The sequence below is a fragment of the Paenibacillus sp. TSM33 genome, from assembly GCF_056099025.1.
In genome coordinates, this window is sequence record NZ_JBLZXB010000019.1 from 120,374 (window position 1) to 143,812 (window position 23,439).

Sequence of the window (23,439 nt, forward strand, 5' to 3'; positions counted from 1 at the left end):
CAGTCCCCCATGATGTGAATGTATGCATTACAGTGCAGCATCTATTTCCTTGATCATTTCAGATACGGATTCCAGACCATTACCTGACAGGTACCAGTAGTTAGGATCAAGGTATACAATATGTCCATTTTTATATGCATTGGTTTTCTTCACCAGTTCATTCTCAATGGTTTGTTTACCTGTAACCTGTTCCTTGCCTTCCTCGACCACCACAGCCCCACGGTCAACGACAAAAATATAATCTGGATTTTTTTGCTGTACATATTCAAAGGAAACCTTTTGTCCATGCGTGGATACTTTAATGTCAGGATCTACAGGAGTTACGCCAAAAGCATCATGAATGATACCGAAGCGAGATTGTGAGCCATATGCACTCAGACTTCCTTCATTTGTTAGTACGATCAAGCCTTTAGCCTTGCTCGCTACAGCCTTATCATGTACAGCCTTAATGGAGCTATCAATCGCAGCCAGTTCCTGTTTGGCAGCATCCTCTTTATCGAAGATTTGACCCAAGGTTTCAACGTTTTTCTTAAAGGAATTGATATAATCCTTGGTGTCTACAGCCATCGAAATAGTCGGTGCAATTTTGCTCAACTCTTTATATGCATCAGCTTGTCTGCCACCGATAATGATCAGTTCAGGAGAGAGATCACTGATTTTCTCATAATCCGGCTCAAACAGCGTGCCCGCACTTGCATATTTGGAATCTTTATATTTGCTCAAATACGTAGGAAGATCCTGCTGCGCTACCGCCGCAACGTCTACTCCTAGCTTATCCAACGTATCCAATGAACCAAAATCAAAAACAACGACATTTTTCGGATTGACTTTGACTTGGACTGGATTCTCATCGAGTGCGTGTTTGACCGAGACGGTTTTGGATTCCGTTGTTGCAGTCGAGGAGCCGTTCCCATTCGCTTCTTGTGTTGCCGGAGCCGCTTTACCACAGGCCGATACGATCAGTACCAATGCAAGCATCAGTGTTAAAAACATCAAATTTTTCTTCATTCTACATTCCTCCTAAGTGAAGTACACACAAATTTTATGATCACCGATCTGTTGAATCGGAATATCCATATCGTACAAATCTTTTAATACCTGACTATCAATCATCTCGTCAGCCGTTCCTTGTTTTAGCAATCTGCCATCCTTCATCCCGACAATATGGTCCGAATAACAGGAAGCAAAGTTAATGTCGTGAAGCACCACCAGAATCGTTTTGCCCAGATCATCCACTAAATTGCGTAGCGTCTTCATAATCTGAACCGAATGCTTCATATCCAAATTGTTCAGCGGCTCATCCAGCAGGATGTATTCCGTGTCCTGTGCCAGAATCATAGCAATAAAGGCCCGCTGCCGCTGCCCTCCACTGAGCAAATCAATATGCTTGTCCTTCATATCCTCCAATCCCATGTAAGCCATAGACTGCTCCACCATTTTGCGATCCTCGCTGTTCAATCTGCCCTTGGAATACGGAAAACGGCCGAAGCTGACCAGCTCCTTCACGGTTAAGCGGATGTTGACATCATTGGTCTGTTTTAAAATGGATATCTTCCGGGCTAGCTCCTCACTTTTTGTCAGGCTCACGGCCTGCCCGTCAATCAGGATTTCTCCCTCATCACTGTCAGTTAGGCGACTAATCATCGACAACAAGGTGCTTTTTCCAGCGCCGTTAGGTCCAATAAAGGAGGTAATGGTGCCTTTAGGTACAGTGATGGATACCTGCTCCACCACATTTTTATTCCCGTAGCGTTTGGTTACGTTTTTGACTTCTACCATGATTTATTTTCCCGCAGCAAAAGGTACAGGAAGTACACCCCCCCGATAAAGTTAATAATGACGCTGACTGTTGTCGACAAGTCGAATACTCTCTCTGCCAGCAGTTGGCATCCTGCCAATGCGATGACACTAACAAAGATGGAGGCCGGAATTATATAACGGTGCTGATACGTCTTCATCACCTGATAAGCCACATTGGCCACAATTAATCCGAGAAATGTGATCGGTCCAACAAGTGCCGTAGATATGGAGATGAGAATCGCTACAATAATCAGCAATCTTTTGATGATATAACTGTAAGGAAGCCCTAAATTAATCGCATGCTCCCGTCCGAGCGACAGCACGTCCAGGTACTTAATGAATCTCCATGCATAAGCAAATACGAGCACGAGCACGAATACAGAAAGCCATAACAGTTCGGTGTTTACATTACTAAAGCTGGCAAAGCTCTTGTCCTGAATTTTCGCAAATTCGTTCGGATCAATTAGCACCTCCATAAAGGTAGACAGGCTGTTGAACAATGTACCAAACACCAGACCGATCAGCAGAAGTACATAAATCCCCCGTCCATCCTTGCGGAAAATTAACTTGTATAGTAAACCTGCGAACAGCACCATCATCCCTACTGACAGCAAAAAGTTTAATTCTTTGCTAGTCGAAATCAGCGGGACGGAACCAAATGCAAAAATTATTGTCGTCTGAATCAGCATATACAGTGAATCCAGCCCGATAATACCCGGGGTCAAAATCTTGTTATTCGTGACCGTCTGGAAAATAACAGTTGCAAAAGCAATGGAGCCACCGGTCAGAATGAAGGCTGCGACCTTTTTCAATCGTCGTGGCAGCGCGTAATGCCAGGTGTGCGGAAGATCTATAAACACAAAAGCAGCAATTAACACAAGCGCGGTAGCGGCTAATATTCCGATTTTTAATTTAGGATTCATAAGCCCTTCTCCTCAGCAGCAAATACAAGAACAACGCGCTTCCGATCACACCAACCGTGAGCCCTACAGATATTTCATACGGATAAATGATCACCCGTCCCAAAATATCGCAAAACAGCACAAACACGGCACCCAAGATCGCTGTATGTGCCAGGCTTTTTTTCAGATTATCCCCCATGTACATACTGACCAGATTGGGTACAACCAGTCCCAAAAAGGGAATCGTCCCGACAGTTAAGATGACAACAGAGGACACCAAAGCTACGATCACCAAACCCACATTGACGGTGCGCTTGTAATGTACACCCAAATTGGCCGCAAAATCCTCACCCATGCCTGCAATTGTAAAACGGTTCGCATATATGTACGCCAACGCGACCAAAGGAACACTAAGATACAGCATCTCGTAGCGACCACTCATAATGAGAGAAAAATCCCCCTGCATCCACGAAGAAATGCCCTGAATCAGATTGTATTTGTAAGCAAAAAAAGTCGTCACCGAATTTAAAATGCCTCCAAACATCAAACCAACAAGCGGGATAAATACCGGGTCCTTAAAACGGATTTTATCCAGTATCTTCATGAAAACCAAGGTTCCCCCTAAAGCAAATCCAAAAGCCGTCAGCATCTTCGTCCAAAATCCCGCTGCTCCAAACACCATAATGGCCATCAGCACACCTAATCGTGCCGCATCCATAGTGCCTGCGGTGGTCGGCGAAACAAACCGATTCCGGGTAAGCTGCTGCATGATCAGCCCACAGATACTCATACTCGCCCCTGCGATCATAATGCTGATCAAACGTGGGAATCTGCTAATCAGAAGCACCTGCGCTTGATCGCTGGATAAGTGGAACAAATCAAGTGGAGTTACATCATGCACACCGATAAACACCGAGGCGAAGGCCAATACCAGAAATGCCAGTATTAAATAACGCAATTTCATCTCTAACTAAGGGAGCCTGTCCAATAACTTGTACCAAGCTTCGGCCCTGTCCTCCCCTCCAATAATGATAATCATTATCAAAATTAACTAGGATAAATTATAGCAGTGATATTGTATCTGTCAAATTCTTCGAATTGTTTTAAGCATGACCAAACAGCCGTGCGATAACCAGTGAGCAAATACGAGCAAAATCCAGTAAACTAGAAAGAGAGCCCGTGAGTCCAGCTATATTTAGTTGTGAAAGCATATAGGAGGAAAAAGATGAACCGCATATTAATCGTTGAAGATGATTTAGCTTTGAGTAATGGCATTACTCTCGCTCTTAAAGGACCTAACAACGAATTTGTGCAAACACATGACCTTAGTACTTCAAAAGAACAATTGGCAAGCGTTGCTTTTGACCTAGTGATTCTTGATCTAAATTTGCCAGATGGAAACGGACTAGATTTTTTAACCGATATTCGTAAAACAACAACTTTGCCGGTCATTATTCTAACTGCACATGATATGGAAACAGATATTGTAACTGGTTTGGAATTGGGCGCCGATGACTATATCACCAAGCCCTTCAGTCTGATGGTATTAAGGGCAAGAGTAGACGTCCAGTTAAAAAAGATCAAGCGTGTTCTTGCAGAAACCATTCAGATTGACGTCTTTTCCTTTTCATTTGAAAAGATGAAGTTTGCTAAAAATGCTACACCTGTGGAGCTAAGCAAAACGGAGCAGAAATTGCTCCGCCTCTTAATTGATCATCGTGGGAAGATCCTTACCCGTGATTATTTGGTAGACAGCATCTGGACAGATGGCGCTGAGTATGTGGGCGAAAATGCCTTGTCAGTCACCATAAAAAGGCTACGTGACAAGCTGGAGGACCTTCCTTCCTCTCCTCAGTACATTAAGACTGTGTACGGTATCGGCTACACTTGGGCGGTGAAATGAATGACGATCCTGAATTATGCGTGTTTTGGAATTGCTATTACTGCTCTTTTTATAGCCGGGGTTACCATTCTTCTCTATCGTAAGAACGTACATAAAACAATGATGACTATGGATCATATGATTGAAGCTGCAATTCGTGGCGAGTTTTCAGAGCGCATTTTTGACGAATCCGTCTTATCAGCAGTAGAGGCCAAGCTTGCGCAATTTCTTTCTATTTGCTCCGTTTCCTCGAAAAATTTGTTGGCAGAAAAAAATAAAATAAACGAGCTCATTTCTGATATCTCACATCAAACGAAAACACCTATTGCTAACATCCTCCTCTACTCACAACTGCTCAGTGAATATGATTTGCCACCGGAAGGTTCCACTTGTGTAAAGGCTTTATCCACACAAGCCGAAAAGCTTCATTTCCTGATCCATTCCTTAGTAAAAACATCACGGCTTGAAACAGGGATTATTAAATTGTCATCAAGGCAGGAGTCAGTTCAGAAGCTACTAACTACTGCACTGGAACAAATTATGCCGAAGGCAAACGCTAAAGGAATTTCGATTACAATGGAGAGTAAAGAAATTCAGGCTTCTTTTGATTTAAAATGGACGGTTGAGGCAATCTATAATATTTTGGACAACGCCGTCAAATATACAGAAATTAGCGGGAATATATTCATTAAAGTGAGTGCTTATGATTTATTCTGCCGAATTGATATTACTGATAATGGCATTGGAATTGCAGAGGAAGAACACAGTAAGATTTTCAAGCGTTTCTATCGGTCACAAACTGTAAACTCGCAAGAAGGTGTCGGGATTGGACTATTTTTAGCAAGAAAAATTGTTTTGGCTGGGGGCGGATACATCAAACTATGGTCACGCCGAGGCCGTGGTTCCACCTTCTCGATTTTTCTCCCCATAGACAAGTAATTCTTACAACACTGTTAGATTTCAGAAAGATTGTAGAAAGATTGATATGGTAAAGTCTGTATTGCGAAGTATTGGTGATACAGACTATTTATCATGGAGGAGAAATGAATGACTCTGTTAAAAACTCAGGAGTTGAAGAAGTATTATGGTAACGGGGATACCGCTGTTCATGCCCTAGATGGAGTGAACCTGGAGGTGGAAAGCGGAGAATTTGTGGCCATTGTCGGTACATCCGGGAGCGGCAAATCTACCCTTCTCCATATGCTGGGTGGACTTGATCGTCCGACAAGTGGAAACGTTACGATTGACGGTAAAGATATTTTCACATTGAAAGATGAAGAATTGACTATATTTCGCAGACGAAAAATTGGCTTCGTATTTCAAAATTACAACCTAGTGCCTGTTTTAAATGTCTACGAAAATATTGTGCTTCCTATTGAACTGGATGGTAAAGCACCGGACAAAACCCACATAGATAAAATTGTACATACCTTGGGGCTTGACCATAAGCTGAATAATCTGCCCAACCATCTTTCAGGGGGCCAGCAGCAGCGTGTAGCCATTGCCAGAGCACTGGCAGCCAAACCCGCCATTGTCCTAGCAGATGAACCCACCGGGAACCTGGACAGTAAAACCAGTCTGGATGTGATGGGGCTGATCAAAGTATCCAGTCAACAGTTCCGCCAAACGATGGTGATGATTACGCACAACGAGGAAATTGCCCAAATGGCAGACCGGATTATTCGGATTGAGGACGGTAAAATGGTCGGTGGTGAAGGCAAATGATTCAGGTTAGAAATAAAAAAACGATCCGTAATCTGGCAGATAAGAGCTTCAAAGTAAACAAAGCCCGTAACCTCTTTGCCATTGTTGCCATAGCTCTCACTTCATTGTTATTTACAACGTTGTACACCTTGGGGCTCGGTGCTGTTGAAAACTTACAACGGGCAAATATGCGACAGTCCGGTGGAGATGGACATGCCGTACTTAAATATATAACGGATGATGAATTTAATCATGTCAAGGATCATCCATTGATCAAGGAAATTGCTTATAACCGTATATTAAGCGACGGAGTTAAAAACGATAGCTTCCTAAAACGCCATACGGAATTCTGGTATTACGATGATGTAGGGTTGAAGCTCGGTTTAATTGAACTTAATGCGGGGCACAAGCCTGTGGCGAAAAACGAAGTAATTGCAGACTCCAAGACGTTGCAGCTATTGGGGGGTTGGAGCACCTTTGAGGCTAAAACTTGACTTGCGAGGTAAAGAAGTACAGCGTGATTTTATCCTCTCCGGCTGGTGGAAAAGTGATCCTGTGGTTAACATAGGGCAAATATGCGCTTCTAAAGCCTATGTCGATGCTCATGCCAAGGAATTACAAGGCAACTATAAAAAGGATCACTTCCATACAGGAACCATTAGTGCATATATGATGTTCGACAACAGTTTTGATTTGCGAGGAAAGCTCAATAAAGTGATTACCGAAAGCGGTTTTTCACTTGACGAAGATGCACCGAACTATATCGCAAATAATGTAAATTGGGCATACATCTCGACTAATTTTAGTTTAGATACAGAGACCATCATAGCGTTAACTTCTGCCCTGTTACTGATCATGTTTACCGGTTATTTAATTATATATAATATTTTCCAAATATCAGTGATGCGAGATATCCGTTTTTACGGTCTCTTAAAGACGATCGGTACAACTCGCAAGCAAATCCGCCGGATTATTCGTAGACAAGCACTGATTCTATCAGCGCTAGGAATCCCGATCGGATTGATAGCAGGTTTTTTTGTCGGTAAATCGCTCGTGCCTTTTATCATAAATATGAGTGTATATAACGGTACCGAGGTATCGGTATCCCCCAACCCATGGATTTTTATAGGATCGGCTTTGTTCGCATTCATTACCGTAATGATCAGCACTTTCAAGCCAGGCAGAGTTGCTTCGTCCGTATCGCCGGTAGAAGCAGTCAGATACACAGGTGGGATAAACAAGAGCAATGGCAGGCTGAAAAAATCAACCGGAGGTGCAAAAATCCACCTCATGGCTCGTTCCAATTTGGGGCGTAATAAAAAACGCACCGTTTTAGTGGTTATAAGTCTTTCTTTAAGCTTGGTCCTTCTGAACACTGCCTTCACACTATCTCGGAGCTTTGATATGGATAAATTTTTAGCCAAATTTAATGATACCGATTTTCTTATTGCTCATGCTGAATATTTCCAGATTCCCAGCAGTTTTAGTGGGCAAGAAAATGGGACCACCGAAAGTTTTATTAAGGCTGTACAGGCACAACCAGGCTTCGAAGAAGGCGGCCGATTGTACGGTGACCCAACAGCTTTCACGGCTGAAAATACAAAGGGAATTACGGATGATACCCAGAACACTGACGCTCACGGCAACTTCCTTATAGACGTGTATGGGCTGGAAGATTTGCCCCTGCATCGACTGCAATTGATTGATGGCGAGCTTGATTTTAAGAAACTGGCTTCCGGTAAGTATATCCTGGAGGGAGTCGAACTGAACGACAACGACAAGCCTTACATGGAAAGCATTCATCATAAAGTGGGCGAGAACGTTATTTTGCATAGTTATGTGAGAACAGCAAATGAAGCTCCATTGGGTAGAGAGTATATTACACAAAAGTTTACAGTGCTTGGTCATGTGGGTATCAAATCCACCAATTCGAATCGCCTTTCGAGCTATAATAGCTTTTACCTCCCTGCGGAAATATACAAATCACTTGTAAAAGAGCCTGCTGTGATGAGCTACGCCTTTAATGTATCCTCAAATCAGGAAGCGTCAATGCAGAGCTTTTTGAAGCGCTACACTGAAGCAATCGAACCGATGACGAACTACGAATCCAAAATTACATCAAGGGACGCTTTATCAGGTATGCAAACCACTGTTGAGTTGATCGGTGGCACGCTTAGCTTGATTATTGGCCTGATAGGTATCCTGAACTTTTTAAATGCAATTTTAACCAGCATACTGACCCGGCGCAATGAATTTGCTATGTTGCAGAGCATAGGCATGACTAAACGGCAATTGCGGGGAATGCTGATTTATGAAGGACTATATTATGTTTGTGCCACCAGCCTGACCTCTATTCTATTGGCAGCCTTATTTTCTCTTTTGATTGTAAAACCGTTTTGCAGCTTGCTATGGCTTTTAAGCTATCACTTTATACTTTGGCCACTTCTAGTCTTGTTGCCTTTACTCTTCTTGCTTGGGATACTGATACCAGTAGCAGTCTATTCTATGAATAACAAACAAAGTATTGTGGAGCGACTTCGAGAATCAGAGTAGTTGCACCTAAAAATAAGCAAGCAAAATACCCATGAGCGTCAAAAAAGATGACTTCTGATCCATTCAGAGGTCATCTTTTTATGCTTAGAAAGGTTCTTATTTGCAGAACAACTATCCCCTCCACTCTTCCCGTAAAAGCCCCATTCGGATCGAATCATAATACTTTCCATTATAATATCTGCACTTGAGAAGCCTGGCTTCGAGGGTCATGCCCAGCTTCTCTCCAACCTTCATCATCCGCTGGTTTCCTGACCAGGTTGTAAAGCCTACTCTTACTAGAGGCAATGTATTAAACAAATGGTCGATCCACAATCGAAGTGTTCTCGTACCATAGCCCCCGCTCCAATACCCCGAATCATAGATACCTATCCCCATTTCAAGCCATTGGGAAGGCTGATGCTCCCAATAGTAGCTTACTGATCCAATGATCTTGCCTTCCACTTCAATGATCCAAAAGTCATCTTGCCCGATTCGCTTTTCCTTCTCTTTTAAATACTCGTCAAAAGAAAGCGTCTTATGTTCATAGTAGGGTGCATCCCATCGCTTCCATTCCGGTGCTTCTTCCTTATAAGTTAACGTCCACAGCGCATGTAGGTCTTGTTCTGTAACAGGCCTAATCGTTAAATCCCTATCCGTATACATCGCGCACACCCCTTTAAATCATAAAATGCTCATTTCTATGTTAGGTTATATGATCCCTTATTGTATCTGCTTTTGCATTATTTCGAATTCAATTTTTGTCCATCAAGAAACTGTATTGTAGCAAGATCGCAATTCATGTTGACAAACAATCAAAAATAATATATCTTAATATCAAGATAATAAATATAAAGAAAAGTTTACAACGACGGTTTATTTTGCTTTGAAAAACCTAATCATATAAAAACCAAGGAGGGCAAATAATATGAAATTGTTAGGATTACATCACGTTTCAGCGATTACAGCGGCAGCGGCTAAAAATGTTGATTTTTATACTCAGGTATTGGGACTTCGGTTGATCAAGAAAACGGTGAACCAGGACGATGTTAGTGTGTATCACCTTTTTTATGGAGATGAACGCGGAACCGCGGGTACGGAAGTCACTTTCTTTGAAATTCCACATGCGGGACAAACGCGTACAGGGAATAACAGCATTTCAGCGCTCTCTCTGCGTGTACCGAACGACAAGTCTCTGGATTATTGGAAAAACCGCTTCGAGCAGCTGGATGTGAAGCATGGTGAAATTATAGATCAAGCAGGACGCTTGGCGCTTTCGTTCGAGGATTTTGAAGGACAACGCTTCTTCCTCGTTTCAGATGAGCATGACAACGGAGTGCGCGGCGGCACGCCTTGGGAGAAAAGCCCTGTCCCAGCAGAATACGGCATTGTTGGACTTGGACCGGTTCATCTGACCATTCCCAAAGCGGAGAATACCATTCTCATTCTTGAGCAAGTGATGGGCTTCCGCAAAAAAGGCTCCTACCCTTCCCCTGTTGCCGGACAACCGGATGTGGTTATCTACGAAACAGGTGAAGGCGGTACAGGAACTGAAGTCCATCTGGAAGAGCGCAACGATCTGCCACAAGAGCGACCAGGACGCGGCAGTGTGCATCACGTCGCTTTCCGTGTTGAAACCGAGGAAGAGCTCAAACAGTGGGTAGACCGTATTGGGCAGCTGCAAATTTCCAACTCTGGTTTTGTAGATCGCTTTTATTTCCGTTCCTTGTACTTCCGTGAGCCAAATGGCATTCTGTTTGAATTGGCTACCGATGGACCCGGCTTTGACACCGACGAGGAATTAGAGTTTCTGGGCGAATCGCTGGCACTGCCTCCATTCTTGGAGCCGCGCCGTGCATCGATTGAAGCCAATCTCAAGCCGCTCAACACCAAACATGAATAGGGTTAGCTCTAAAATCACACAAAGCCGGGACTTCTACATCATGTAGAGATTCCCGGCTTTTTTCGTGTAATTGCTCTGTTTTCATTTAAAAAAGCATCTCATCTACAAGCTTTCCAGCTTTGAGAGGCAAGCGAAATGCCCTTTTTGGCTGTACTTACAGCTTTTTATCATCCACGCTGTTCAGCCATGCTTCAATTTCTCCGATCACAGAGGCGATACAGCCGTCTTGGAACGGCGAGATCAGTCCAGCCAGCTCAACTAATCCGGTAAAGGATCGGCTTCCTCCGGCACGACACAGCTTCAAATAATCTTCCCATGCTGCCGCTCGGTCTTCGCCCATACGCTTCCAGAACTGGAATGCACATAATTGTGCCAGCGTATAGTCAATATAATAGAACGGAGATTGAAAAATATGGCCCTGCTTGTGCCAGAATCCGCCCTTTTCGAGGTACTCGTTGCCTTCATAATCCAGATGCGGTTTATACTTGCGTTCAATGGAACGCCATGCACTTTTACGTTCGGCCGGGGTCCAGTCTGGATGTTCATATACGGCATGCTGGAATTCGTCTACGGCTACGCCGTAAGGCACGAACAGCAACGATGAAGATAGATGTTCAAAGTGATATTTGTCCGTGTCTTCCTCAAAGAACAGCTTCATCCAAGGCCATGCGAAAAACTCCATACTCATCGAATGGATTTCAGCCGCCTCCATGGTCGGCCAGTGGTACTCGGGAATTTCAAAATGTCGGCTTTCATAGACCTGGAAGGCATGACCTGCCTCATGAGTCAATACGTCGATATCACCGGATGTCCCATTAAAATTGGAGAAAATAAATGGCGTGCCATATTCGCTCAAAAATGTACAGTAGCCTCCGCTTTGCTTGCCTTTTTTACTGATTAAATCCATCAGTCCACGCTCGACCATAAAACTGAAAAATTCATGTGTTTCCGGTGAAAGCTCTTCATACATACGTGCTCCATTACGAAGAATCCAGTCCGGATCGCCTTTGGGCGTAGGATTGCCTGACAAGAAGTTGAAGCCCTCGTCGTAATAGCGAAGCTGATCTACTCCGATCCGCTCGCGTTGGCGCTCTTTCAGCTTGGTTGCCAGAGGAACGATGTGCTTCAGCACCTGCTCGCGGAAATTGGCTACCATCTCTGCATTGTAATCTGTACGTCCCAAGCGGGCATAGCCCAATTCTACGAAATTGTCATAGCCCAGCTTGTGTGCTATGCGTGTACGCACCTTCACCAATTCATCATAAATCCGGTCCAGCTCGTCCTCATGCTCACTCATAAATTGATATTTGGCCTCGGAGGCCTGTTTGCGGGTCTCGCGATTGGTTGCCATTTCAAAAGGTAGGAGCTGAGACAATGTGCGTTCTTCCCCCTCGAACGGGATCTTCGCTGAGGCAATCAATTGAGCATATTCCGAGGTCAGCTTATTTTCCTGCTGTAAATCCTCAATGATATCCGGGTGGAACGACTTAAGCGCTACCTCGGCAATACTGAAAAGCTGGCTGCCCCATTGGCTCTCCAACTCGGCTCTAAATGGAGAATCTACCAATGCACGGTAGTAATCGGTTACATACTCCTGAATAACCGGCATGAAATCATCAGCGTACTCTTGCTCTGCTTTGTAAAACGCATCTTCCGTATCAATGGAGTGCCGAACTTCCACCAATTGCAATTGCGTATCTACGTTACTGCGCAGCTTGTTAATTGCATGAATAACTTCATTTTGACGTTCTACACTGTCCGCTTCACGAAACTGCTGCAACAGGGTTTTAAACCGCTGTTCAATTTCAGGTTGCTCTGGCCGGCTGTAAGCCATTTCGCTGAATAATGTCATTGCTTCGTTTCCCCCTTTAATGTAATAAATCTGATGCCTATTATACAGTACGATTAGACCAAACTGGAAGCTGGAATACCAAAATAATACAACCTTAAAAGCCGCAATACCATGTATTGCGGCTTTTAAGCCTAGGCTAATTCTATATATCATAGCTGTCATTATCTATATTAACCTAAATATATATACAGTAATATATATACAGTCTGGTGGAGATTTATAAGTCTCCTTAATATGGCAGACTTTCATGCTTTAATGATTTTGCAAACGATGTGCTACATGCAGGGTCGGACCGACAAATTCATTTAACTTGAAGCCACCTTCAATGGCCTGTGTAATGAATTTCTTGGCCTGGTCCACAGCTTCACGCACAGTCAGCCCTTGTGCCAAACCAGCCGTTACCGCGGCCGAAGTGGTACAGCCTGCACCGTGGGTAAAGTTGGTTTGTACAACATCCGCTTCAAACCAGTCAAAAGTGATTCCGTCATACAGCAGATCCATTGCTTTACCTGCACGAACTTTGCCACGGTCCTTGATCAGTACATGCTTAGCACCACGCTCGTGGATAATAGCAGCCGCTTCCTGCATCTGCTCCAGTGTGGTAATCGGTCCATTCTTCGCCAACTGCGAAGCCTCGAACAAATTTGGTGTTACCAGATCAGCGCCAGGAATCAACAATTCCAGCATGGCCTCTGTATTTTCTGGCTGGAGCACTTCATCCGTGCCTTTGCAGACCATAACCGGGTCAATCACAATCCGTTTCAAATCATGCTTTTTCAAATGGCTGGCAACCAGTTCGATGATATCTACGGAACCCAGCATACCAGTCTTCATCGCATCAAAACCGATACCTTCCAATACAGTACGTAGCTGCGCCTCAACCACGTCCAACGCAACAGGATATACAAGATGGTTCCAAGTTTTAGGTTCCATCGCAACTACAGTAGTCAATACAGTCATGCCATATACGCCAAGCTCCTGAAAGGTTTTCAGGTCCGCCTGAATACCTGCTCCACCGCTTGTGTCGGAGCCGGCTATCGTTAGTGTTTTGGGAATCGTCATTAGTACATGCTCTCCTTCACTTTCTGTGCTGCATTTATCCTAATCCTGCATGCGAAACTTGTCAACGCGCAAAACAGTCCTTTCCATACGAAAAGTCACATGAACCAGCAACAGCTAAAAAACGAGAACATCCCCCTTTGAAATGAGAACATCCTCGTAAGTACGTGTTATATGAAGAATTTGAATGAATTATAGAATTATAAATACCCACTAGCACTATGATCATAGGCATGGTTTTTTTCGTTTGCCCGTACGCCGAGGCAAAGACTCTGATACAACTGCTGCTGTTCTGGGGTAGCAAAATTCCGATGCTGCTCAAATAAAGCCATACAACCAATGATATGTTCGGTATAGCTGTTGTCGACAGACAATTGCAGGCAATGCAGTGTTTGTCCTAAGCCCTTGGGGTAATCGCCTTTTCGAAAATAATATTCCGCATACACCTTGCAAAAGGAGGCAAAGCGAAATGAATTAAAGTGCTTACGATAATGTGTGTCCCATTGTTCCGGTGCAAGCTCCCAGAAGCTCTTGAGTTGCTGGTTGAACAGCTCCAGCTCGGCATCCACAAAATAACCAAACCGATTCGCTGATTCAAGCAACGTATTCAAGCCTTCCAATGTCTCATCCGGATGCTCGCGCAGGTAAGTAATATATTCATAGATTGCAGAAGTGTTGCCCATTTTGATTTCTATACAAAGTCTGTTGCCCTGTGCATATACACGATGCAGGTTAACTACTTTCCAGCCTTCCTCGTCCAAACCCTCAAACCAGCTCAAATCTGCATAACCTTCAATCCATTGCTTGGATTCCTCATATCTACCCTGAAGCTCATAGCAGCTGGCCTTGAGCAGATGTCCCTGAGCATAGTAATAAACGAGCGGCTTAAGCAGCTCCAGGTGCTCATCTCCAAAGCGGTTCCGATTGCGGTACAATGCCTGCGCCAGCTCTCTCAGCTCGTCCGCATACATTTCCATCTCGGCCCATTGCATTTTTAAAGCAAACACTTGAGCTAGCATATGTAAGCCTTCCAGTGCATAAATTTCCGGCAGACGACTACGGTACAAATGGAATTGTACAGCAGCCTTCAAGTTCCGTTGGTTATCCTTAATCTGAATCTGGAATATGCGAAAATAGCTTATCGCCAACCGTTCGGAGTGGGTATACTTCTCACTTTCAATGACACAATCATACAAAAGCATGGAGGCTTCATGTCGGCCATCCTCAAACATCGCTTCTGCGGTCTCAAAAATGGCTGGAATATTCGATAAATCGTCCATCAAATAACCAAGTACTCTGCGTATACAGTCCAGCTTGTTCAACTCTGAGCAACGAAGAAGAAACGGACGCAACCTCCTCCAGTGTGGCAAGGAATGAATAAAACACTCATCTACATACATCTCGAACAAAGATCCTTCTTCCAATCCCATCGCCTCAGTAATCAGATCAAGCTGATTCACTGAAATAGGGCGGGGCGGGTTTCGGTTAAGTATACCGCTAAGTGTACCAGGATTTACTTTAGAAGCATCTGCAAAACATTGCATCGAAATGCCTTCACTTTGAATATACTTTTCTATTTCTGCGCGGATCGTGGTGTTTTTTTCCAAAGGGACACCCCCTCAAACGAATGATGGTGACTTTTTCATTACCTTTTAAACCAAAATTTGTTTAATCAAAGTATATGTCTATTTATACGAGAGGTCAATAACTTTAAAACGCGACCCAGGACATACAAAATCACGAATTTCGTACGATTTTAAATCATTTTTATGAAAAAAGGCCGTCCTCTGAGAGACAGTCTTTTTCTATTATTTTGATGCTGTGGACTTAGAGGACAATAACTTGCAAAATATTTTAAAATTGACGAAAATCTAGAGCAAACTTAGCGTATCCTTCTGCCGTCAGTCCTTCATAGAGCAATTCAGAATAAGCATGGTCAACATTCGTTGCTTGCGGCGAGGTTAGGAAGGTCACATGTGGACGACCCGACCATGGGGCGAGGGACCAGTGACCGTCGGCCTTTGGCGTCAACGTCTTCATATGCCGCACATACTCAGTCAGCACATGTCGGTTCTCATCCGGTGAAGCCAGTATAATTCGCTCTCCACCCGGATTAACCAGCGCAGAGGAGAATGCGCGATAGTTATTCGTAACAACCAGATAATTCCGCTGCATATCCATTGGTTCTCCATCAAAAGACATATGAATGATTCTGTGCGCATCTAGGTCCTTTAGTTCCCCGGCAGCATCATATCTGGCTGGCTGTGTTACATCAATCTGGTACTCGATGCCATCGATGATATCAAAATTAAAGCTTGGAAACTCAGAATTAATCAGCTCTTGCTCCTCCTCTGCCGAAGGATCAATTTGCCTGAATTGACCGGCCGACCACTCAAGCCATTCCCGAATTTCTGCCCCGCTCAGTCGAACGACATGCAGCGTATTCGGAAAATTGTACAGGTCGGCGATATGCTTTATCGCCAGCGTCCCTGCGGGAATATCGGTATAATACGCCGGACCATATCTGCCACCTGTTTTAAAAGGAGCTGCTGCCGACAGAACGGGCAGCCCTTCATACTCGCTCCCTTGTAGCTGCTGTTTCACATACCAAATTTGTGCATCATTCACGAGCTGAACCGAAGCATCATCCATCACCTGGGCAAAAAAGCTGTTCACCGCTACCGTCGTTCGACCTACAGGTGCACGAATATATTCCAGTGTTCCAGCATGTTCATCTGCTACCGCCTGCTGAATAGCAGTATCTGGTTGGACGAGTGCTTCCTTGCGTATCGGGTCATACACCGGGCGTACCTCGGCAGCAGATGCAGCCACTTGCCACTTCCCTCCAATAAGGGCCAGATCCAGATCAATGATACCCAGATGATCTCCCCAGAAGCCCGGCTCTACTGCTGGAATGCCATGGATGGTGCCCTGCTCTGTATCCACACCTGTCATACCTATAAACGAAGGGCCGGGAAATACTTTATGGGCATGACCAAACACAATGGCATCGATCCCTTCCACCCTGCTCAGATGCAGCACCGCATTTTCCATATTGGGGATTTCGGGAATATCCTCAAAGCCTGCATGGGGCATCGCAATGATGAGATCAGCTCCCGCCGCCTGCATTTCTGGAATAAACCGTCTGGCGGTTTCCAGCATATCTTTGACGATAAGTTTCCCTTCCAACCATGCCTTGTCCCATTGCATAATTTGCGGAGGCACAAAGCCGATGACTCCCACCTTCAGCAGATGCTTAGCGCCTGTTTCATCCTCTACCGTCTTATCCAGCAATAGATAAGGCGTGAAGTAGTTTTGTTCTTCCTCTCCCGCTATATAGATGTTGGCATTCACAAAAGGAAACTGGGCTCCTCGAAGGCAGGTCTGCAAATATTCCAACCCATAGTTAAATTCATGATTACCAATACTGCCTGCCTCGTACCCCAGCAGATTCATGGCTTTATAGGCGGGATGCACCTCGCTTGGGTTCTGTTGGAGCCGCTGTACAGCATAATCTCCCATCGGATTCCCCTGAATTACATCTCCGTTATCCAGCAGCAGGTGATTGGGCACCTCTGCCCGAGCTGTGTGAATCAGACTAGCGGTTTGCGCCAGACCGTAATACAGCGTTTCCTGATCTGTATAATAATCATAATTCCACAAACTGACATGCAGATCGGTTGTAATCATAATACGGAATTTCACCCTTACAGCACCTGTATTCTCCTGCCCTGTCTTATCATTAATGTCCAATTGGTCCAATCTTGTTCTCTCCCTCAGCTTCGGTCATAGAGCTTGAACAAGTCTAACAGAGCACTGTTAAGAGAATGTTAAAATATGCAATTCGCATAAATACCGCATATCGTCTTTGGCAAATGATAAATTTTACATCATTTTTACCAAAGTCAGGAGTGGTTTTTACCCTAGCTGCGGGACTAGCTGTTAAGATTTGGTTTGTCACTGAATTTACAGGTTTTTTTAATTTTCGTTATTACGATGTTTAGGGGGAAATTATTTTGTTCAAAAAAGCACTGACCTTGTGCATGACCTTCACACTGGCAGCGGGTTTAGCCGCTTGTGGCTCAAATGCAAGCAATAACAACAGCGCCTCCACTCCAGGTACAGATGGCTCTAAAAACGAAAGTACAGCCTATGTTCCTAAGGAGTTAAAGGTACAATTCGTCCCTTCTCAAAATGCAGATACGCTCGAAGCCAAGGCAAAACCGCTCGAAAAGCTGCTGGGGGACAAGCTCGGAATTCCGGTAAAAGTAACCGTATCTCCTGATTACAATACGATTGTGGAAGCCATGTCTTCCAAACAGGTAGATGTAGGATTCCTTCCGCCGAACGCTTATGTACTGGCACACGATAACCGTAAAGCAGCCGACTTGCTCCTGCAAGCTCAACGCTATGGCATTGAAGATACTACAGGCAAGGACACGACTGAAAAAGTAAACTTTTATAAAGCAATGATCGTGGTGAAAAAGGACTCTCCGATTCAAAGTCTGGCTGATCTGAAAGGCAAGAAGGTTGGCTGGCAAAATGTAACCTCCTCCGCAGGCTATGTGTACCCCGCAGCAGAGCTGAAAAAAGCTGGTGTGGACCCGGACACAGATGTGCAGGGTGTGACGATCAAAGGCCACGACGCTGCTATTTTGGCACTGCTGAACGGTCAGGTTGATGCTGTCGCTGTTTTCCAGGATGCACGTAACACAGTGAAGAAGGAAATCTCGGACGTATTTGAAAAGACACGTGTCATTCATTACACAGCTAAAATTCCAAATGACACCGTCAGCGTACGTTCCGATATGGATCAAACGTGGAGAGACAAAATCGCCCAAGCCTTTATGGACATTGCCAACGATCCTGAGGGCGGCGAAATCATTAAAGAAATTTACACCCATGTAGGTTATGAGAAGGGCGACGATAAAAACTTCGATTCTGTGCGTGAATACGCCGAAGCTGTCGGCCAAGCGGTAAAGTAACAGCTACGAAACAGGCTTTAAGAATGACAGGGCAGCACCGTCCATGTATTCATGGCGGTGTTGTTTTCATTCCACCCCATCGGGGAGAAAGTTGGGAGCATATGATCGAATTTCGAAACGTATCGAAAACATACCCGAACGGCACCAAAGGGTTGAATAATATTAATTTGACGATTCAGGAGGGAGAAATGGTCGTCATTGTCGGCTTATCCGGTGCAGGTAAGTCCACTCTGCTGCGTTCCATTAACCGACTGCATGACATCACGTCCGGCGACATCGTTGTAGGCGGCAGGTCTGTCACGTCTGCTGGAAGCAGCGAGCTGCGGCGCATTCGCCGTGATATCGGCATGATCTTTCAAAGCTTCAATCTGGTTAAGCGTTCGACGGTGCTTCGCAACGTACTTTCGGGCCGCGTCGGTTATCATTCGACGCTGCGGACCATTCTTGGTCTCTTCCCGAAGGAAGACATCGAACTGGCACTAACGGCGCTGGAACGCGTGAATATCCGCGAAAGAGCCTATAGCCGAGCCGATGAGTTGTCCGGTGGCCAACAGCAGCGTGTATCCATCGCGCGTGCTCTGGCGCAGGAGGCTAAAATCATTCTGGCAGACGAGCCTGTCGCGTCGCTTGATCCGCTGACCACCCGCCAGGTGATGGACGATCTCCAGCGAATTAACCGGGAAATGCAGATTACGACCATTGTCAATCTGCATTTCATTGATCTGGCGCGCGAATATGCAACACGGATCATCGGATTACGCGCAGGAGAAGTCGTCTTTGATGGCACACCGGAGGAGGCTACGGATGAAGCCTTTGCGGAGATCTACGGCCGGGCCATCAAGCATGATGAACTGCTGGGAGTGGGATCATGAAGCCCGACTCTACTGCCCAGCCGCTCTCTTCGACGCAACCGTCACCATCTGCTGGACCACCGCAGCCAGGCAAACCGCCCGTAGGGCCACCTTTGCCAGGACGTTATAAGCGTTACGCTACCTGGATGATTTTTATCGTGGTGCTGATAGCCTGCTCCATTCATACGGATGCCACGCCTTACCAATTGATCCTTGGCTTACCGGAGATGGGCAATTTGCTGGAAGAAATGTTTCCTCCTGACTGGAGTTACCTGCCTATCATCTGGAAACCGATGCTGGAAACGATCCAGATCGCTATTGTCGGTACGACACTGGGAGCCATATTGGCAATCCCTGTCGCGTTGCTGTGCTCCTATAATGTGATGCCGCGCAAGCTAATCTCACTGCCGATGCGCACGATTCTGAACCTGGTACGGACGATTCCCGATTTGCTGTTTGCCTCAATCTTTGTGGCTGTATTCGGCATCGGACCGTTCGCAGGAATGCTCGCCTTGCTGTTCTTCTCCTTCGGGATCATAGCCAAGCTGACCTTTGAGGCGATTGAAGCCATTGATCCCGGGCCACTGGAGGCCATGACCGCTGTTGGCGCAAGCCGCATTCAAGTCATCGCCTTTGGTGTGGTTCCGCAGGCACTGCCTTATTTTGTGTCGTATCTGCTATACACCTTTGAGGTTAATGTACGCGCAGCTTCTGTTCTGGGACTGGTCGGCGCGGGTGGCATCGGTCTGCTGCTTGACCGTTCCCTTGGGCTGTTCCGATATGACCGGGCAAGCATTATTATTCTACTGACCCTCGTCATCGTCCTTGCGATTGATTACGGCAGTAACCTGCTACGGAGGAAGTTATTATGAATGATCCTACGCTTCGCAGACCTATTGGCTCCCGCCTGCGCTTTTGGGCGTTAGCTATTCTGCTAATTATCATTTACATTTGGGCTTTTCGCGGGATGCAGTTTGAAGGATTACAAGGGACGGCCAAAAGCGTCTCTGTCGCAATATTGGACGGCTTTCTTCATCCCGACTGGTCATTTGTCTACATCCCTGAGGGGGAGGACTTGCTGCGTGGGTTGCTGGATACACTGGTCATTTCAGTGCTCGGAACCTTCGTGTCCGCATTTGTCTGTCTTCCGTTTGCCTTTTGGGCATCCAGCAATATGACCCGTCTACGCCCCTTATCAGGCAGCGGGAAGTTTGTACTTAGTATCATTCGGGTATTTCCCGAAATGATCGTCGCCATTCTATTCATTAAAGCCGTAGGTCCCGGCTCGTTTGCAGGTGTGCTTGCCCTCGGCATTCACTCCATTGGCATGCTGGCCAAGCTTTTCTCAGAAACGATTGAAAGTGTCGATCACGGGCCGCAAGAAGCTTTGATCGCGTGCGGTGCCAACCGTTGGCAGGTCATTTTCTTCGCCGTGCTGCCGCAGGTGATTCCACAGTTTCTTTCCTATTCGCTCTATCGTTTTGAAATTAACATCCGGTCCGCAACCACGCTCGGTCTGGTTGGTGCAGGTGGTATTGGAACTCCGCTGCTGTTTGCACTCCAAATGCGCAACTGGAACCGTGTAGGCGTCATTTTACTCGGCATTGTAGTCTTGATCATTTTGACGGATCTGATATCCGGCTGGCTACGCAAACGGATTGTATAATTAAACATCTCTTTCCTAACAAAAGCCTCTCCTGTGTAAAAGGGACATGCTATGCTCCCATTTACTTGGAAGAGGCTTTTGCTGTTCAACAACTCCCACCTAGTTCATCTAGGACCCGCCGGACTTCCTCTGCCGTATTGTAAAAATGCGGAGCCACACGAATAACATCCTTTCGTGCTGACACAATCATATTTCGGCTCCGCAAACGCCTCTCTACTGCCGACACGTCGGCTACTTCAACAGCAAGCAGACTTGGTAAAGTGCCTCCTCCATCAGGTATACGTATGTGCAACCCTTTGTTGCGTCCATATTCAATAGAAAAGTCCAACAGCTCATTCATATAGGTCTGAATGTTCGTGACCCCAATTTCCAGCAGCAGCTTTAAGGCTGCATTGGCGGCAAAAATGCTAATGAAGGAAGGTAATCCTGTCTCAAAGCGTCGGGCGCCTGCCGCTGGAACCGGATGAGCAATATCAAACCGGGAGACGGACTCCTGTCCAAGCCAGCCCGTAAGACGGGGCTTGAAGCGTTCTATTCGCTCCTTACTTATATAAAGAAAAGCCACTCCCGGTATCCCCAGCATATATTTGCGTGCTCCCGCGACCAGCATATCTATGCCCATCGCTTTTACGTCTATCGGAATCATTCCTGCAGACTGATAGGCATCGACGAATAGTAACGCCTGATTTCGATGAGCTATATGTGCAATGGATTTGAGATCCTGCTGAAATCCGTTGGTATAATTCACATGGGATACCATAATGAGCGCAGTATTCTCCGTAACATGCTCCTCATACTGCTCTAGGGTCACTTCTCCCTCCGTAGAAGGGATACAGCAAATATGATCACGGAACATCTCCTGTGCCTGCCAGATGTGGCCCACCGTCGGAAAGTCGGTGTCTGCATAGACAATCCCTTCTTTTCCCGGTACATAAGGAAGGGCAGTGGCCACGCCAGCAATCGCCTCAGAGGCTGAGGACAGCACCGCAATTTCGTCAGGCTCCGCCCCGATGAGCTTGGCAAAATGTCCTCTGGCTTCCTCCAAACGTGCCATGGATAGATCGCCGTTATGACCGTGTTGCAGCAAGCTTCGATGATATTCCTCAATAGCAGCGGAAACCGGTCTCGATATCGCCCCCTGGGAACAGCTCCCTACATGGATATGTGAGGACAGCACCGGAAACAACTGACGGTAGGACTGAAACGGATGTTTCATATTTCCCTTCGCTCCTCCTGGACACACCAACGTGCCTTGATATGATCATTTTATTATCCATATAAGCCACCTTAGAACAAGGGCCTCTCTTCCCATCTTCTCGCCGTTAACAGACGATAGACACAAAGAGAGGCCCTGTTGGATCATATACACAATTATTAATTAATGCACGCGTTTGCGTCCAAACCAGCTTTTAAGCACCAAAGTTGCCAAAGCAAGTAGCAGCAACAACGAGGCCACCGCAAAAGATGCCGAGAACTGATACTCGTTATACAAAATCTCCACATGCAGCGGAAGTGTATTCGTCTCGCCCCGAATATGTCCCGAGACGACGGACACTGCACCAAACTCGCCCATGGCTCTCGCATTACACAGAATAATGCCGTACAGCAAACCCCATTTGATATTCGGCAGCGTCACTTTCCAGAAAATGCGCCAGCCGCGTGCGCCCAGTGTGACCGCCGCTTCCTCCTCCTGCTGCCCCTGATCTTCCATCAGCGGAATAAGCTCGCGCGCTACAAAAGGAAATGTAATGAACAGCGTTGCCAAAATAATGCCTGGCAAAGCAAATATAATTTTAATATCATGCTCGTCCAGCCACGGCCCAAGCCAGCCCTGTGCGCCAAACACTAATACATACATCAGTCCTCCGACGACAGGCGAGATCGCAAAGGGTAAATCAATCAAGGTGACCAGCACACCTTTACCACGAAAATGAAATTTTGTGATCAGCCAGGCGGCCGCTACACCAAATACCGTATTCAGCGGAACCGTTATCGCTGCCACCAGTAGCGTCAAGCGCAATGCGGACATGGCATCCGGGTCCCGTAGCGCTTCAACGTATACGCTCCATCCCTGCTTGAGTGCTTCGGTAAGCACAACGATTAGCGGCAATACCAACACCCAGAGCAAAGCTAAAAAAGCAGCACCAATGAGCGTCCACTTGACCCAAGGGGCTTCGGTTGTAACCCTATGGGGCGGTGCAGATGAAGGTACTGGTGCAGAAGCAAGCTCCTGCCCAGTTATCGCTTGTGACATGATGTATACCTCCTTGAATACGGGGTTTAATGCGCAGGCCTCTGCTGTCTGC

19 protein-coding genes and 1 pseudogene are annotated in these 23,439 nt (G+C 45.9%); 9 read left to right on the forward strand and 11 right to left on the reverse strand.

The genetic code is table 11. The annotated features are described in order from the left end of the window. Positions 1-27: 27 nt before the first annotated feature. Genes ACN6NF_RS21360 through ACN6NF_RS21375 form a run of 4 tightly spaced genes read right to left on the reverse strand, consistent with a single transcriptional unit; the run spans position 28 to position 3,666 of the window. Positions 28-1,008: a siderophore ABC transporter substrate-binding protein gene (locus ACN6NF_RS21360; RefSeq protein WP_474319487.1), complete on the reverse strand. Its 981-nt coding sequence runs from the start codon at positions 1,006-1,008 to the stop codon at positions 28-30. 12 nt (positions 1,009-1,020) lie between these two features. Next, positions 1,021-1,779 carry an iron ABC transporter ATP-binding protein gene (locus tag ACN6NF_RS21365; RefSeq protein WP_474319488.1) on the reverse strand — a complete coding sequence of 253 codons (759 nt, stop codon included), beginning with the start codon at positions 1,777-1,779 and terminating at the stop codon, positions 1,021-1,023. Further along, entirely contained in the window at positions 1,773-2,723 is a 951-nt protein-coding gene (locus ACN6NF_RS21370; protein ID WP_474319489.1) for an iron chelate uptake ABC transporter family permease subunit, read from the reverse strand. Before ACN6NF_RS21370 ends, ACN6NF_RS21365 begins: the two co-directional genes overlap by 7 nt. After that, positions 2,713-3,666, reverse strand: a complete 954-nt coding sequence (locus tag ACN6NF_RS21375; protein ID WP_474319490.1) for an ABC transporter permease — start codon at positions 3,664-3,666, stop codon at positions 2,713-2,715. The genes ACN6NF_RS21370 and ACN6NF_RS21375 overlap by 11 nt, the downstream gene beginning before the upstream one ends. Positions 3,667-3,927: 261 nt before the next feature. Here ACN6NF_RS21375 and ACN6NF_RS21380 point away from each other — a divergent pair, with 261 nt between their 5' ends. The 4 genes and pseudogenes from ACN6NF_RS21380 (at position 3,928) to ACN6NF_RS21395 (ending at position 8,841) form a co-directional block, all read left to right on the forward strand. Beyond that, the gene (locus ACN6NF_RS21380; protein ID WP_474319491.1) at positions 3,928-4,605 is read left to right on the forward strand and encodes a response regulator transcription factor; all 678 of its coding nucleotides are present in this window, start codon (positions 3,928-3,930) and stop codon (positions 4,603-4,605) included. Next, positions 4,606-5,523, forward strand: a complete 918-nt coding sequence (locus ACN6NF_RS21385) for a sensor histidine kinase (protein WP_474319492.1) — start codon at positions 4,606-4,608, stop codon at positions 5,521-5,523. It abuts the gene before it with no gap. Between the two features lie 108 nt (positions 5,524-5,631). Continuing rightward, a complete protein-coding gene (locus tag ACN6NF_RS21390; RefSeq protein WP_474319493.1) occupies positions 5,632-6,309 on the forward strand; it encodes an ABC transporter ATP-binding protein in 678 nt (225 codons plus the stop codon). Further along, a pseudogene (locus ACN6NF_RS21395) lies at positions 6,306-8,841 on the forward strand (ABC transporter permease). The gene ACN6NF_RS21390 and the pseudogene ACN6NF_RS21395 overlap by 4 nt, the downstream one beginning before the upstream one ends. A gap of 111 nt (positions 8,842-8,952) precedes the next feature. On the opposite strand, the gene ACN6NF_RS21400 reads toward ACN6NF_RS21395, so the two are convergent. Further along, positions 8,953-9,483 carry a GNAT family N-acetyltransferase gene (locus ACN6NF_RS21400; protein ID WP_474319494.1) on the reverse strand — a complete coding sequence of 177 codons (531 nt, stop codon included), beginning with the start codon at positions 9,481-9,483 and terminating at the stop codon, positions 8,953-8,955. 262 nt (positions 9,484-9,745) lie between these two features. Between ACN6NF_RS21400 and ACN6NF_RS21405 the strand changes: the two genes are divergently transcribed. Next, complete coding sequence (locus tag ACN6NF_RS21405; protein WP_474319495.1) at positions 9,746-10,720, forward strand: ring-cleaving dioxygenase; 975 nt, start codon at positions 9,746-9,748, stop codon at positions 10,718-10,720. Between the two features lie 154 nt (positions 10,721-10,874). Here the strand turns inward: ACN6NF_RS21405 and ACN6NF_RS21410 are convergent, their stop codons facing one another. From ACN6NF_RS21410 to ACN6NF_RS21425, 4 genes are all read right to left on the reverse strand, one after another. Then, positions 10,875-12,572 carry a M3 family oligoendopeptidase gene (locus ACN6NF_RS21410; RefSeq protein WP_474319496.1) on the reverse strand — a complete coding sequence of 566 codons (1,698 nt, stop codon included), beginning with the start codon at positions 12,570-12,572 and terminating at the stop codon, positions 10,875-10,877. Between the two features lie 252 nt (positions 12,573-12,824). Further along, positions 12,825-13,634, reverse strand: coding sequence for a bifunctional hydroxymethylpyrimidine kinase/phosphomethylpyrimidine kinase (gene thiD, locus ACN6NF_RS21415; protein WP_474319497.1), 810 nt, complete (start codon positions 13,632-13,634; stop codon positions 12,825-12,827). A gap of 197 nt (positions 13,635-13,831) precedes the next feature. Continuing rightward, positions 13,832-15,238 (reverse strand): DNA-binding protein, encoded by a 1,407-nt coding sequence (locus tag ACN6NF_RS21420; RefSeq protein ID WP_474319498.1) that lies wholly within the window; start codon positions 15,236-15,238, stop codon positions 13,832-13,834. Between the two features lie 247 nt (positions 15,239-15,485). Next, a complete protein-coding gene (locus tag ACN6NF_RS21425; RefSeq protein ID WP_474319499.1) occupies positions 15,486-17,393 on the reverse strand; it encodes a bifunctional 2',3'-cyclic-nucleotide 2'-phosphodiesterase/3'-nucleotidase in 1,908 nt (635 codons plus the stop codon). 254 nt (positions 17,394-17,647) lie between these two features. Between ACN6NF_RS21425 and ACN6NF_RS21430 the strand changes: the two genes are divergently transcribed. The 4 genes from ACN6NF_RS21430 to phnE (ACN6NF_RS21445) all read left to right on the forward strand — a co-directional run bounded on the left by ACN6NF_RS21430 (position 17,648) and on the right by phnE (ACN6NF_RS21445) (position 21,133). Next, the gene (locus tag ACN6NF_RS21430; protein ID WP_474319500.1) at positions 17,648-18,616 is read left to right on the forward strand and encodes a phosphate/phosphite/phosphonate ABC transporter substrate-binding protein; all 969 of its coding nucleotides are present in this window, start codon (positions 17,648-17,650) and stop codon (positions 18,614-18,616) included. A gap of 101 nt (positions 18,617-18,717) precedes the next feature. Then, positions 18,718-19,488, forward strand: coding sequence for a phosphonate ABC transporter ATP-binding protein (gene phnC / locus ACN6NF_RS21435; protein WP_474319554.1), 771 nt, complete (start codon positions 18,718-18,720; stop codon positions 19,486-19,488). Beyond that, positions 19,485-20,339, forward strand: coding sequence for a phosphonate ABC transporter, permease protein PhnE (gene phnE / locus ACN6NF_RS21440; RefSeq protein ID WP_474319501.1), 855 nt, complete (start codon positions 19,485-19,487; stop codon positions 20,337-20,339). The genes phnC and phnE (ACN6NF_RS21440) overlap by 4 nt, the downstream gene beginning before the upstream one ends. After that, a complete protein-coding gene (phnE, locus tag ACN6NF_RS21445; RefSeq protein ID WP_474319502.1) occupies positions 20,336-21,133 on the forward strand; it encodes a phosphonate ABC transporter, permease protein PhnE in 798 nt (265 codons plus the stop codon). The genes phnE (ACN6NF_RS21440) and phnE (ACN6NF_RS21445) overlap by 4 nt, the downstream gene beginning before the upstream one ends. An 85-nt stretch (positions 21,134-21,218) precedes the next feature. Here the strand turns inward: phnE (ACN6NF_RS21445) and ACN6NF_RS21450 are convergent, their stop codons facing one another. After that, positions 21,219-22,349, reverse strand: a complete 1,131-nt coding sequence (locus ACN6NF_RS21450) for an aminotransferase class V-fold PLP-dependent enzyme (RefSeq protein ID WP_474319503.1) — start codon at positions 22,347-22,349, stop codon at positions 21,219-21,221. A gap of 162 nt (positions 22,350-22,511) precedes the next feature. Continuing rightward, a complete protein-coding gene (gene cysW / locus ACN6NF_RS21455) occupies positions 22,512-23,387 on the reverse strand; it encodes a sulfate ABC transporter permease subunit CysW (RefSeq protein ID WP_474319504.1) in 876 nt (291 codons plus the stop codon). Positions 23,388-23,439: the final 52 nt, after the last annotated feature.